The following is a 13,039-nucleotide window of genomic DNA, read 5'->3' as shown; positions in this document are numbered from 1 at the left end:
TATACACATGACGTATACGTTCAGTTTATAGTCGCTGGGTCCGGAGCGAATCGAGGTCCGTTCCGGTCAAACGATGTGGAGGGGCAGGTGAACCGCCCCTCCACATCGTCATACGTAACGGCGGTCAGCTCTTGCCGATCAGCCGCCAGATCTGGTTCTTCTTGGTGCTCAGTACGCTCGCCGCGTCACAGGTCCACTGGTGGATCAGCGCGCCGGCGGTGGTCGAGACGCCGGTGACGTCGACGCACTTGCCACTGTTGACGGCGACCAGTTGGTAGTCGTGGGTGTTGCCGAGTGCGGTGACTGGGTTGAGGGTGAACTGCTGGTTGGTGGCGCCGTTGCAGGTGTACTGGATGACGGCGGCACCGTCGGTGGTGGAGGCGCCGGAGACGTCCAGGCACTTGCCGCTCAACTCGTCGACCATGGTGTAGGTGTTGGTCTTGCCGGTGACCGGCTTGAGGTCGAGCATCTGCTGGTAGCCGCCCTCGCAGTAGTACTGCTGGTACTGCGTGCCGTTGGCGGTGCTGACTCCGGTGTCGTCCAGGCACTGGCCGCTGTTCTGGCTGACGGCGACCGTGGAGACGGTGGTGTTGGACGGGGGCAGCAGCGTGACGGTGTAGCCGTCCTTGGCGTTCGTCCAAGGGAGACTCACCGAGGCGGCGTTGCCGCTGACCGTGAGGGTGGTGTCGGCGATGGTCTCCGGGCCGGTCACGGCGGCCCCGCTGTTGTACGGGACGCGCTGGACGACGGCACGGACCTGGCTGTTCTCCACGACCGACGTGGTGTTGAGCCCCGTCAGATTGACGGTGACGGTTCCGGTGTTGCCGCTGCTGCCGAGCAACACCTTCGCGTTTCCAGCTGAGTTGTCCTTGGTGGCCAGGCCGTCGGTGCCGGTGCCCGGCGTGAGCTTGACGATGTTGCCGGTCTGCGAGCCGTAGTAGCGGTACATGAACCACTCACCGAGCGGCAGGTACTGACCCGCACTGTTCTTGGTGAGCAGGTTCGCCTCGTTGTCGTGCAGCGCGGTGCCGGAGGCCCAGTTGCCGCGCAGACCGTCGGCGCCGGCCCGCTCCAGGCGGCCGATGAACCAGGCGCCGCCGCCTGGGGACTGCATGGAGAGGGTGGCGTACTCGTTGATCTGGTAGGCGCGGGTGTTGGTCAACCCGGCTGCGGAGAGGGTGGAGTTGGCGCGGCCGACGTCGGTGGCGGGGTCACCGGGTTCGTCGTGCCAGCTGTAGATGTCGGGGGCGACGTTGTTCGCCTTGATGTACGTCAGATACGTCGTCCACCAGCTGTTGGAGGAGTTCGGCTGGCCCGCGATGCTCGGGCCGACGATGAGCTGGGCGGGGAACGCGGCACGCACCTTGGCGTAGAAGCGCGACCACATCTGCAGGTACTGCGTCTGGGACGCGCCCCAGAAGCCGCTGCCGTCGGGCTCGTTCCACAGGTCCCACTGGACCGTCATGTTGTTGGCCTTGACGTCACTGATGAGCTGGGTGACGAAGGCGTCGAACTGAGTCCAGTCACCGTTGTCGCCGGGCCAGCCCTGGGTGGTGGTGCCGTCGGCGCCCCACAGGTCGTGCGGCAGGAGGACGAAGGTGCCGCCGAGGGCCGCGGTGCGCTTGTACTGGGCGAGAGTTGAGGCCCAGCGCGTCTGGTAGTCGGCGAGGCTGGTGGCGTAGCCGCCGCTGTTGAGCTGGGCTCCGCCGGCTCGCATGAAGTGCCACTTGATGTCGGTGAAGAAGTGGTCCTGCGGCAGCGAGCCGTCCGGCGTCATCCCGTAGATCATGCCGGAGGCGTGGTAGGTGGGAGCGCCGCCGGCGGTGGAGAAGTCGACGGTGACGGAGGTGTCGGCGGCCTGGGAGGGGGCGGCGGGCAGGAGAGTCCCGGCCAGTGCGGCGAACAGGGTGACGAGGGCCGAGGCCGCTCGCCGTCCGGGGCGGTGTCTGCGTGCTGTTCGGGGTGGCGGTGTGGTGTGCATGGCGGCTCCTGGTTGAGGGGGTGCTGCCTGGGCGCGGACCGCCCAGGTGGTCTGTCAGCCGCCGACGGCCTCGGCGGTCTCGGCGCGCCGGAACTCGTGGGCCTCGGCGAGGAGGAGGTAGCTGCTGGCGGTCCAGGTGTAGGCGCGGTCGCGCAGGCCCGCGCCGGTGAGGGCGTCGAAGTTCTCGGCGAAGCCCGAGGTCTCGCACAGGGCACGGAAACGGGCACTGATCTCGTCCGCGAGACGGTCGTGCCCTGCGCGACGCAGACCGTCCTCGATCAGGACGGTGGACGGGGCCCAGATCGGCCCGCGCCAGTAGCCGTCGTCCAAGTAGTGCGGTGAGGTGGGCAGTTCGGTGGCGAGGCCGTACGCGGTGAGGTGGGCCTCGATGCGGTCGGCCAGCGCGTCGCCGATGCTCTCGGGCAGGTGCTCGCCGAGCACGACGGGCATCAGGTCGAGCAGGCTGGAGCTGGTCCAGGTGGCCCCGCTGTCCGCCGAGCGGGCGACGAACCGGTCGCCGGTCCACAGTTCGTCGAGCAGCGCCGCCTGCGTCGCGTCGGCCGTCCGGGTCCACTTGCGTGTGTCGTCCGGCAGCCCCAACTCCTCTGCCAGCTCGGCGAGTTCACGCAGTTGGAGGACGAGAAAGGCGGCGAGGTCGGCGCTGACGATCACGCGCTCGGGGTCGAAGGTGGTGGCGTTGTCCCAGCCGCTGTCGTTGCCGTGCTGGTAGTGCGGGAGGGCGGATCCGGGTGCGCGCCGCATGGTGAGCCAGAAGTCCGTCCAGCGGACCAGCCGGTCGTACACCTCGGTCAACTCGGCCTGGCTGAGCGGCTCGTGGAGCCGTCGGCGCAGGTGGCGCAGAGCCCAGCCGTGGATGGGGGGCTTGACGAAGTTGTGGAGGATCTCCGAGTGGGTCACCGAGTCGGGCAGCGCGCCGGTCTCGTCCTGGTGGTCGAAGGGCAGGGAGAACTGGTCCAGGGCGAGTGCGGGGCTTCCGGCAGCCAGGGCAAGGGAGTTGAAGCAGTGGTCCCAGCTCCACACCTTGTCCATCCAGTGCTTCGACATCAGCACGGCGGGCCGGGTGACGAAGCCCAGTGGGCGGACGGTCGCGGACCACAGCACGTAGGCGGCGAGTTCCGCGGCGGGCGTCTCGGACGTACGCCAGGGCGCGACCGAATCGGCGAAGGCGCCGAACGCGTCGCGCGCGGTGTCCACGACCTGATCGAAGGATGCCGAGGGCGTGTACGGGCGGCGCGCGGTCTCGTACTCCTCGACCGCGACCTCCCAGGCCGCGCCGCCCTCGGCGCCGATCGTGACACCTCGCGGCGCGCTGCCCAGACTCTGTGTGCCGGACGCCTCGGTCACGGTTCCCGACAGCACGGTGACGCGGTAGCGCCGGCCGGTCTCGTACGAGGTGAACACGTGGGCCCCGGTGCCGGGTTCGCGGTAGAAGTAGGTGCCGCTGAACGGGGTCAGTACGGTCGCTGCCGCGCCGATGCGCAGACCGAGCCCGGCACCGCGCAGCCGTACGGTGTCCGGCGATTCGTAGGCGAGGTCGATGCGGCCTTCGGCGCCGGTCCAGCTGAGCAGGCTCGGTGTCGCGTGCGGGCTGGTGACGGCGCGGTCGCCGGTGGCCGGGTCGAGCGGGACGAGGCGCAGCACGGCGTGCATGCCGTTCTGGTGCGAGACGAGGTGCAGGTCTTCGGCGTACGTCTTCTCCGCCACCACGGGTGAGATGCCGAACCATGACCCGCGCGTGCTGAACGGGATGTCGTGGACGGAGAAGGCCGGGCCGGACGGGGCGGCGGTCATGCAGCGTGACTCGTTTCTGGAGCAGGGGCGATCGGCACGTGGGCAGGGGTGATCGGCACACGGGCGAGCGGGAATCAGGGGGACGTCAGTCCTTGACGGCGCCTGCGGTCACGCCGGCCGCCACATAGCGCTGGGCGAGAACCAGGATCACCGTGGCGGGCAGCGAGGCCACGACGGCGGTGGCCATGATGGCGTTCCACTGTTGGTTGTTGTTGCCGATGTAGTGGTAGATGCCGAGGGTGATCGGCTCGTGGGCGCCGCCGTTGGCGAGGGTGCTGGCGAAGACGAAGTCGGACCAGGACCACAGGAACGCGAACAACGACACCGTGACGATGGAGTTGCGGCTCATCGGCAGCACGATCGACCAGAAGGTGCGCACGGGCCCGGCGCCGTCCGTCTTCGCGGCCTGGAGCAGTTCGCCGGGGATGCCGGACATGAACGCGGTGAAGATCAGCACGGCGAACGGCACGGCCAGCGTGGAGTCCGCGACGATCAGGCCGGGCACCGACTGGAGCAGGCCGAGGCTGAGGTAGATGGCGTAGAAGCCCATCGCCATGATGATGCCGGGGATCATCTGGGCGACCAGGAAGAGGAAGCTGAGGACGCCGCCGCCGCGCGGGCGCAGTTTGGCGAGTGCGTAGCCCGCGGGCGCTGCCAGTGCCACGGTGAGGATTACGGTGCCCAGGCCGATGACGAGGCTGGTGCCGAGGTAGGGCAACTGCTGGTCCAGGACGGCGCGGTAGCCCTCCAGGGTGCCGTGCACGGGGATCAGGTCCGGCGGGCTCTTGCGCATGTTCTGGTCGCGGGTGAAGGAGACGTTGAGCATCCAGTAGACGGGGAAGAGCATCACCGCGGTGAGCAGGACGCCGATGGCCGTCTGCCACCACGTGCGGTTGGCGCGTCGGTTCATGACAGTGCCGTTCATGACAGTGCCTGCTTCCGCTGGACCCTGACGTAGACCAGTCCGAACACCAGGGCGGCAACCACGAGCAGGTTTCCTACGGCCGCTCCGGGGCCGAAGGCCGGCAGCAGGTTGCCGAAGCCGAGCTGGTAGGACCAGGTGGCGAAGGTGGTGGACGAGTCGGCCGGGCCGCCCTTGGTCATGATCCAGATGATGTCGAAGACCTTGAGCGTGTAGACGAGGCCGAGGAGGAGGGTGATCGCGGACACCGGGCGCAGCAGCGGGAAGGTGATCCGCCAGAACCGCTGCCAGGCGTTCGCGCCGTCCAGGGCGGCCGCTTCGTAGAGGCTCGCGGGGATGGACTGCAGGCCGCTGTGCAGGACGACCAGGTTGAACGGGACGCCGATCCAGATGTTCGCGATGATCACTGATGCCAGGGACCAGCCCGGTGTGGTCAGCCAGTTGACCGGTCCGATGCCGACGGCGTGCAGGACGGCGTTGACGACACCGGAATCGCTGTTGAGCATCCACGACCAGGTGGACGCCGACACGATCAGCGGAAGCAGCCAGGGGACGAGGAAGAGCGCCCGCAGGGTCGCGGAGAGCCGGAACCGCTGGTTGAAAAAGACCGCGAGGGCCAGGCCGATGGCGTACTGGAAGAACAGGCACACGAAGGTGAAGACCACGGTGTGCAGCAGGGCCGGGGCGAAGGTCGGATCGTCAAGGACGGTGCGGTAGTTGGCCAGGCCCGTGAAGGGTGCGTTGCCCTGGACGAAGGACCGGACCGTGTAGTTGCGCAGGCTCAGGTCGATGTTGCGGTAGAGGGGATAGGCGTAGAAGAGGACGAGGTAGAGGGTCACCGGGGTGAGGAAGCCCCAGGCGGCCCACTGCTGGGAGGTGGGGCGGCGCCGTGCCTGGGGCGGTGCGGTGGGGGCCGCACCGCTGTGGTGGGGCACGGGCCGTCGGTGTGGCACTTGGGTCATGTGGCTCATCAACTGGCCCTGGTCTCTGGTTACTTGACGGCCGACTGGGCGGCGGACAGCGCGTCCTTCGGCGACTTCGAGCCGCTGAGCGCGGACTGGACCGCCTTCCACAACTGCTCCGAGATCTTCGGGTACTTGGTGCCCAGGTCGTCGCTGGTGCGTCCCTTGGCGGCCTTGACCGCGTCGACCCAGGGCTTCAACTCGGCGTTCGCGGCGACCTGTTTGTCCTGGACCTCGGTGGTGGGGGCCACGTAGGACAGTGTGGTGTCGGTGTTGAGGAGGTTGTCGGTGCTGGTCAGGCAGGTCACTATCTTCTGGGAGGTGGCGTAGCGGTCGGTCTTGCCCTGGACCGGGATGGTGACGAACTCGCCGCCGGTCGGGGCGGACGCGTTGCCGCCGTCGGCGGCGGGGACGGGGATCACCCCGTAGTCGAAGCCGGCCTTCTTGGCGTTGGCGAGCTGCCAGGTGCCGTTCTCGCTGAACGCGTAGTCGCCGGTCGCGAACTCCTGCCAGCTGGTGGTCTGGGTGTTGTTGAGGACCGAGTTGGGGGCGTAGCCATCCTTGAGCCAGTCCTTCCACAGCGTCAGCGCGGAGACGGCCTTGTCCGAGTCGAGCGCGGTCAGTTGGGCGCCCGATCCCCAGTACCAGGGCAGGAACTGGAAGGTGCCCTCCTCCGTGCCGATCGCGGAGAACGTGATGCCCTTCTTGCCGGCCTTCTTGACCTTCGCGAGTGCGGCGGTCAGCGACTTCCAGTCCTTGACCGAGGCGATGTCCACGCCGGCCTGCTTCAGGACCTTCTTGTTGTAGTAGAGGGCGAGGGTGTTGGCGCCGATCGGGGTGCCGTACGTCTTGCCGCCCGTCTGTCCGGCGGCGAGGAGGTTGGGGTTCGCCTTCGAGGTGTCCAGCTTGTTGTCGGCGGTCGTGGTGAGGACGCCGGCTTCGGCCAGGGTCGAGACCACCGGGTTGTCGACGATGAGGACGTCGGCGGAGTTGTCCTGCTGGGCGGCGAGCAGTGCCTTGTTCGCCAGGTCGCTGGTGTCGAACGCGGTCCGCTTGATCTTCACCCCGGCCTTGGTGCCGCAGGTGTCGAGCAGCTTGGCCCACGCGGAGCTCTTGTCGAACTGCGGGTACGGGTCCCAGATCGTGTAAGTACCGCTGTCCGCCGCCTTGGTGCCGGTGCTGCCCGACCCGGAGGAACAGGCGGTGGCGGTGCCGGCGACGGCGAGGACGGTCACGGTCGCGGCAGTGAGGCGGAGCCGTCTGAGGGAGCTGTGCATGGCGCGTTCCTTCGATTTCGGGCACGGGTGTGCCGAGGGAGGGTGACGAGCGGGGGGAAGCGGGCATGCCGGACAGCCACGGCGGCGGTGAGGGGACGGCGGTGCCCGTGATCCGTGGTGAGGAGGTGGTGCGGGGCGGAGCTGGGTCAGCGGGGCTAGGTCAGCGGACCTCGGTGGACGACGGCGTGCCGGGCCCTGTGCTCGCGCGCAGCGAGATGGGCGGGGTCAGTAGATGGTGGCGGGGCGGTGCGTCGGGGTGGTCGAGCCGCTCGACGAGGAGGTCGACGGCGTGTCGGCCCATCTCCTCCGCCGGTACGTCCGCCGCGGTGAGCTGCGGGGTCACCGTCTCCGCCCACCGGCCCGCCACGACTCCGGTGACGGAGAAGTCGCGCGGTACGTGACGGCCGGCCTGGGCCAGCCCGCGGTACAGGCCGCCGAGCGCGGCCTCGTTGAGGGTGACCAGGGCCGTGGTGGCCGGGTCGTCGTGCAGGATCTGTTCCAGGCAGGCCTGGCCGGACGCGGCGTCGTCCCCGCAGCAGTACGTCCGCACAGTGAGCCCGCGTTCGGCCGCGGCCTTGGTGAAGCCGTCGAGCCCTCGGTGGGCGGACTCGTATCCGGCCCGCAGCAGCTGTTCGGGACGGTTGACGAAGGCGACCCTGCGGTGGCCGAGGTCCGCGAGGTGATGGACGCACGCCGCCGCCAACGCGGTGTGGTCCAGGCCGACCCACCAGGTGCCCTCGGGATGCGCGGTCCGGCCGATGGCTACCGACGGGAAGTCGAGGGCGGCCAGGTGATCGACCCGGTCGTCCTCCAGCCTGATCTCCATCAGGATCGCGCCGTCGACCCGCCGCTCCCCCAGCATCCGCTGGAACGAACGGTCGCTGTCGACACCGCTGGGAGACAGCAGTACGTCGTAGTCCTGGGCGGCGGCCGCCTCCACCACGCTGCCGATGAAGTCGAGTTGCATACCGGTGTAGTGATTGCCGGCCGGCGGGAAGACCAGGCCGATCGTGTTGGTCCGACCGTTGGCCAGGGCGCGGGCGCTGGCGTTGGGCCGGTAGCCCAGCTCGTCGATGACGCGCTGGATCTTCCGGCGGGTGTCCTCCGACACCGGGCGCTTGCCGCTCAGCGCGACGGACACAGTGCTCCGCGAGACACCGGCCCGCCGGGCGATCTCACCGATGTTCACGGGCACCCCTTGACTGGATCGAACCGGTTCGATGGTGCGTAGTCGCGACAGCCGGTCGTCGAACCGGTTCGCGTGAAGTGAAGGTAGGAACAACCCCAGCCGCTGTCAACACCTCGCGCGACACTTCTCGTAACACCCCTGGAATCCAAGGGGAACGACAGAGGGACCTGTAGAGGGAGCTCCAGAGGAGCCGCCGCAACTGCCTCCGCCGAAGGTATTGCCGGTGGATTTCCGCACTGCTAGGTTCCGTCGAACCGGTTCGACTGCACCAGGGTCGCGAGTGACCCGCATACAGAACGCGGCAGGCACGGGCGGCCGTCAGGGCCCGTGCCTGCCGCGCTTCCTGGAGGGGGCTACATCGGGCAGGTGTTCTCGAAGGCGACGGTGTTGGGGTCGTTCGGGGTCGGGCACAGGAACTGGTCGTAGCGGGTGTCGTTGTCGACGAAGCGCTTCAGCCAGCTGATGCTGTATTTCGCGACCGTGGTGTTGGCGCTGGCGAAGGTGAAGTGGTCGGCGTTCCTGAGCTCGATGAACGCCTTGTCGCGGTCGTTCGTCAGGGCGTTGTAGGCGGGCAGGGTGAAGGTGGAGACCGGGGCGACGGTGTCACCGTCGGCGCCGTAGATCATGGTGGGCACCGTGATCTGGTCACCTACGTTGACGATGTCCCAGGGCGCCAGCGCGATCGCCGCCTTGAGCGACGGGGTGCTCACCGCGCTCTCCAGCGTGCCGCCGCCGCCCATCGACCAGCCCATCACGGCCGTCCGGGTGGGATCGATCTCGTTCTCCACCGCGCTCTTGGTCGTCAAGTAGCCGAGCGCGGCGAGTTGTTGGTTGCTGCGGTCGGTCGGGAAGTCCCACAGCGCGTTGCTGTCGAGGGTCATCACCACGAAGCCCTGGGAGGCGAGCCGGGGTCCGTACCAGGCGATCTCCGCCTGCGGTGCGACGAAGCCCGGCATGATGACGACGGCGCCGAAGGTGCCTTGGCTGGTGTCGGTGGGGAAATAGATGGTGCCGTTGTTGAAGCCCGGGCCGCTGCCGGACGGCACGTTGACCTGGGCGACGGTGAACGGACCGGTCTCGGCGGTGACGCTCGCCTCGGTCGGGGCCGGGCCGCGCTGGTAGGGGTTGCCGGCGGCGGCCTGGGCGGGGGCGATGAAGGCGAGGGCGATCGAGGCGACGATCGCGAGGATCGCCATGAGCGCTCGGGGTCGGAGCAGTTTCACGGGAGTCCTCCCGGACGGACTGTCAGTTGGTGTAGATGGCGGGGGAGCCGCTGACACTGCTGTCGACCACGGGGGCGTAGGTCGCCGAGAAGTAGCCGTTGCCCGCGCACAGCACGGAGCCGGAGAACTTGGTGAACGCCTGGTTGGTGAAGGTCAGGCTGGTGGCGCTGTTGGAGCTCACCGCGGCGAGGCTGGGCGCCCGGTAGACGCAGGTGACGGAGCCCAGCAGCGTGGAGAGCACCACCGTGGTCTGGATCGTGCCGCCCGAGGCGGGGGTCACCGTGACGGTGCCGTCGGAGGAGGCGGCGGTGCTGTAGGGCAGGCCGTTGACGGTGATGCTCTGCACCCCGGTGACACCGAAGACATTGCTCGTGCAGCCGCTGAAGGTCTGGGAGGTCGCGGACTCGGTGGCGGTGCCCGGGGCAGCGGGGTTGGCCGTCACCGTCGCGGAGAGCGTCGAACCGGTGCAGGTGATGCCGGAGCTGCCACCGCTGCTGGTGGCGAGGGCGGCCTTGGTGCCGCTGGCCAGCGAGGCAGTGAGTACGTCGCCGACGGAGACCGCGCTACCGGCGGCGCTGCCGTAGGTGAGCACCGCGCTGTCCGCCGAGGCGGCGGTCGCGGGGAGGAGGGTCAGGGCCGTCAGGGCGGCCGTGACGGCGAGGGCGGGGACGGTGTATCTGCGCATGCGGGGTCCTCTGACAAGGGAGTTGGTGACGAGGACGGGTCGCTGCCCCCGGCTCGGGGGTGAACGCTGCGATCCGCGCAGGGCGGCTCCCGGGACAGCGGGAACTGCCGGACCGGTGCACGTCTCCGACCCTGGGCCAGGGACGCGAGGACACTTGTTGGCGGCCTTGCGGGTGCGTGACACTGACGGCGCCGACGGCGTCCCGCCGCAGGTCCGCGCAAGAAGAAAACCTGTGAGAGTTGTAAACCTGACGGGTATTCAAGTCAATACAGTGCGCGCAAGTTCCCGAGGAAGGACGCGGAATGGCAACTGGCCCGTCGGTGCCGCCTGAGCTCGTGCTGCCCGGTACCCGTATGGCCCGCGACCCGGAGCGCTCACTGCGCCGAGGGCCCCGCCGCACCTCCCCCGAGGTGGTCGCCGCCAACCAGCGCGACCGGCTCCTCGACGGCTTCGTCCGCACAGTCGCCCAGGTCGGCTACGCCCACACCCGCGTCAGCGACATCTGCCAGGCCGCGGGCGTCACCAGGCCCGTCTTCTACGACCTCTTCAAGGGCAAGGAGGACGCCTTCCTCGCCGCCCACCGGTACGGCACGACCATGGTCATCGGCGCCATGGAGGAGGCCCACGCCAAGGCACCGGACTGGCCGAGCGCGGTCCGCGCCGGGCTCGGCGCGCTGCTCGGCATACTCGCCGACGCGCCCGCGTTCGCGGTCATGGCGATCGTGGAGATCGACGCGGTCGGGCCGGCCGGCTGGGAGGCGCGCGAGGCACTGCTGGCCCGCTTCCGGGACTTCTTCACCGACCTGCCGGAGACAGAACTGCCCATCCCCACCGAGGAGTTGATCGACACGGTGGTCGGCGGGGCGTACTCCGCGATCTACCGCCGGATCGCCGCGGACCGGACCGCGGAGTTGCCGGGCCTGCTGCCCGGCCTGACCTACTCCGTCCTGGCCCCGTTCCTCGGCCCGGAACGGGCCGCCGCCTGCCTGACCCCGGACGCCTGATCCGAGGAACCTGTTCGCGTTCGCACCTGCTTCAGCACGGCTTGCGCCATACCCCCAGCTCCAGTTTCTTCTGCATCGACGACAGCTTCAACTTCCGGGACTCGGCGCAGAAGCGGCTCGCCGGCTCCGCGTACTCCACGTGGAAGACCGCCTTGCCTGCCGCGATGAAGGGCGACAGGCGCGCGCACTCGTCGTACTGGGCGCACTCCTCGTTGACCGCGAAGTCGAAGTCGGGCAGGAGTTGGGGGATCTGCGAGAGGTCGTTCTTCAGACCCACGGACAGCCCGCGTTCGTGGGCGATCGAGGCGATCATGCGGTTGTAGCGGAGCTGGTCGCTCGCGGTGAGCGGGAAGCCGGTGTCGTTGCCGTAGCCCTCCACCAGGTCCGGCTCCACCGCGTCGAAGCCCTTGTCACGGCACATGTCGAAGCGCCGCTCCATGATCGGCCGCAGTACGGTCAACTCGCGGATGTCCAGCCAGCGTTCGCCCGCCCAGCCGTTCTGCTCGCCGAGCAGCGAGCGGGGGAAGTCGGCCTTGTCGGGGCGGAAGTTCTCCGACGCGCCGACGTTGATGTAACAGATGACCTTGCGGCCGTCGCGGTGCAGCCGGGCCACGTCCGCCGCCGTGTTCTCGAAGCCGTCGATGTCGTAGACGGGTACGTCCACCGACGGGTCCACCCTCGTGTCGAGTTGCCACTGCCAGGCCAGCCCGGGGTGGGGCTGCCAGCGGCTCTCCTCCGGCTCGGTGCCGGAACAGCCCGCCAGTGCCAGGGTCAGTGCCGACAGGATCACTCGTGCCGTGTACCTCATTGTTCCGTTCCGGTCAGTGCGGGCGTCAACTCGGCCCAGGGATTGGGTAGTTCGCCGGTCACAGGGCCGCTGACCCCGGCGCCCCGCTCACGCGCGGTGCGCACCGCGAGCGGCACCAGCACCTCGGGGACGCCGTAGACGAGATGGCACAGCCGCTCGGGCGGCACGCGCATGGCCCATGATGGGCGGGTGAACACCGAGACGTACGTCGACCAGTGGCCCTCAAAGGTGACGGTCAGGTCGGCCAGCCGGGCGTAGCCGCGCGCCGGATACATCCCGGGGTTGAGGACCACCGTCCCCGCGCCCAGTTTGCGCAGCGTCCGCACCAGTCGCCGGCAGCGGGGCAGCGCGTGCCGTGTCGCCGTCACCCGGTCGAGGAAGCAGCCGTCGACCGCGTACCACTCCTGGTGCCGGCGCAGGTCCGCCGCGACCTCGGCCTGTGCGCGCAGCCCGTAGTCGGTGTCGATGTAGCCGAGGATCCGCGCGCCTGCCCTCCTGAGCGCCCCGGCCGCCGCGGTGAACGCAGGGTCGGGGCGCTCGCCGGGCCCGTTCGCGGGGTTGAGGATCACGCCGTACGTGCGCCCGGCCGCCTGGATCAACTGGTGCCAGGCGCCCGGGTCTTCGGCGGGGTGCACATACAGCGGGACGAGCAGGCTCACGGTGAGCCGTCGGCTTCCCACAGGGCGGCGAGCGCCTCGTCGAGGGTGTGGAGGGGGCGCCAGCCCAGCGCCTCCTCAGCGGCGCCGATCGCCGAGCACTGCCACGACACCTCTCCCGAGCGGGCCGAGCTACCGCTCCCCGCGCTCTCTTCGATACGGCCCCGGAAACCGGCCAACTCCGCCAGGCGGTGCACGAGTTCGCGTACCGGGACGGCCCGACCGGAGCCGATGTTCAGCACCGGTAACAGCGGCTTGGGCGCGGTGACCGCGAATTCGACCGCCCACGCCACATCGCGTACGTCCACGAAGTCACGGTGGGTGGAGAGGTCCCCGAGCCGCAGTACCGCGTCGGGGCCGCGCCCGGCCTGCCGCAACAGCGCAGTGATACGGCCCGGCAGCCCGGCGGGCGGTGCCCCGGGGCCGACGGGGTTGCCGATCCGTAGCACCACCGAGTAGAGGCCGGACAAGGTCACCACGGCCGTGCCCGCCAGCTTGGTCGCCCCGTACGGGCCGACCG

General features: G+C 69.2%; 12 protein-coding genes. 1 reads left to right on the top strand and 11 read right to left on the bottom strand.

The features are described 5' to 3' along the window. Positions 1–124: 124 nt before the first annotated feature. The 8 genes from R6V09_RS04565 to R6V09_RS04530 all read right to left on the bottom strand — a co-directional run bounded on the left by R6V09_RS04565 (position 125) and on the right by R6V09_RS04530 (position 10,051). On the bottom strand, positions 125–1,981 hold the full coding sequence (locus R6V09_RS04565; RefSeq protein ID WP_317880032.1) for an RICIN domain-containing protein: 1,857 nt from the start codon (positions 1,979–1,981) through the stop codon (positions 125–127). A gap of 54 nt (positions 1,982–2,035) precedes the next feature. Beyond that, complete coding sequence (locus R6V09_RS04560; protein WP_317880031.1) at positions 2,036–3,793, bottom strand: amylo-alpha-1,6-glucosidase; 1,758 nt, start codon at positions 3,791–3,793, stop codon at positions 2,036–2,038. An 85-nt stretch (positions 3,794–3,878) separates the two neighbouring features. Further along, on the bottom strand, positions 3,879–4,703 hold the full coding sequence (locus tag R6V09_RS04555; RefSeq protein ID WP_317880052.1) for a carbohydrate ABC transporter permease: 825 nt from the start codon (positions 4,701–4,703) through the stop codon (positions 3,879–3,881). A gap of 11 nt (positions 4,704–4,714) precedes the next feature. Further along, positions 4,715–5,686, bottom strand: a complete 972-nt coding sequence (locus tag R6V09_RS04550; protein WP_317880030.1) for a carbohydrate ABC transporter permease — start codon at positions 5,684–5,686, stop codon at positions 4,715–4,717. 20 nt (positions 5,687–5,706) lie between these two features. Then, on the bottom strand, positions 5,707–6,954 hold the full coding sequence (locus R6V09_RS04545; RefSeq protein ID WP_317880029.1) for a sugar ABC transporter substrate-binding protein: 1,248 nt from the start codon (positions 6,952–6,954) through the stop codon (positions 5,707–5,709). Between the two features lie 160 nt (positions 6,955–7,114). Beyond that, positions 7,115–8,143, bottom strand: a complete 1,029-nt coding sequence (locus R6V09_RS04540; RefSeq protein WP_317880028.1) for a LacI family DNA-binding transcriptional regulator — start codon at positions 8,141–8,143, stop codon at positions 7,115–7,117. Positions 8,144–8,496: 353 nt separating this feature from the next. Beyond that, complete coding sequence (locus tag R6V09_RS04535) at positions 8,497–9,339, bottom strand: dienelactone hydrolase family protein (RefSeq protein ID WP_442809973.1); 843 nt, start codon at positions 9,337–9,339, stop codon at positions 8,497–8,499. A 49-nt stretch (positions 9,340–9,388) separates the two neighbouring features. Then, the gene (locus R6V09_RS04530) at positions 9,389–10,051 is read right to left on the bottom strand and encodes a Tat pathway signal sequence domain protein (protein WP_317880026.1); all 663 of its coding nucleotides are present in this window, start codon (positions 10,049–10,051) and stop codon (positions 9,389–9,391) included. Positions 10,052–10,353: 302 nt separating this feature from the next. On the opposite strand from R6V09_RS04530, the gene R6V09_RS04525 reads away from it, so the two are divergent. Then, positions 10,354–11,055 carry a TetR/AcrR family transcriptional regulator gene (locus R6V09_RS04525; RefSeq protein WP_317880025.1) on the top strand — a complete coding sequence of 234 codons (702 nt, stop codon included), beginning with the start codon at positions 10,354–10,356 and terminating at the stop codon, positions 11,053–11,055. Between the two features lie 31 nt (positions 11,056–11,086). Here R6V09_RS04525 and R6V09_RS04520 read toward each other — a convergent pair whose 3' ends face one another. The 3 genes from R6V09_RS04520 to R6V09_RS04510 form a co-directional block, all read right to left on the bottom strand. Next, a complete protein-coding gene (locus tag R6V09_RS04520) occupies positions 11,087–11,863 on the bottom strand; it encodes an endo alpha-1,4 polygalactosaminidase (protein WP_317880024.1) in 777 nt (258 codons plus the stop codon). Beyond that, the gene (locus R6V09_RS04515) at positions 11,860–12,522 is read right to left on the bottom strand and encodes a spherulation-specific family 4 protein (protein WP_317880023.1); all 663 of its coding nucleotides are present in this window, start codon (positions 12,520–12,522) and stop codon (positions 11,860–11,862) included. Before R6V09_RS04515 ends, R6V09_RS04520 begins: the two co-directional genes overlap by 4 nt. Further along, positions 12,519–13,039 (bottom strand): NAD-dependent epimerase/dehydratase family protein (locus tag R6V09_RS04510; RefSeq protein ID WP_317880022.1); only part of this gene is annotated, 521 nt, incomplete at its 5' end. The genes R6V09_RS04510 and R6V09_RS04515, both read right to left, overlap by 4 nt.

Origin of the sequence: Streptomyces sp. W16, from assembly GCF_033194735.1 — a bacterium.
Taxonomy (GTDB): Bacteria; Actinomycetota; Actinomycetes; order Streptomycetales; family Streptomycetaceae; genus Streptomyces.
This window is presented reverse-complemented; position numbering and strand designations above follow the sequence as displayed.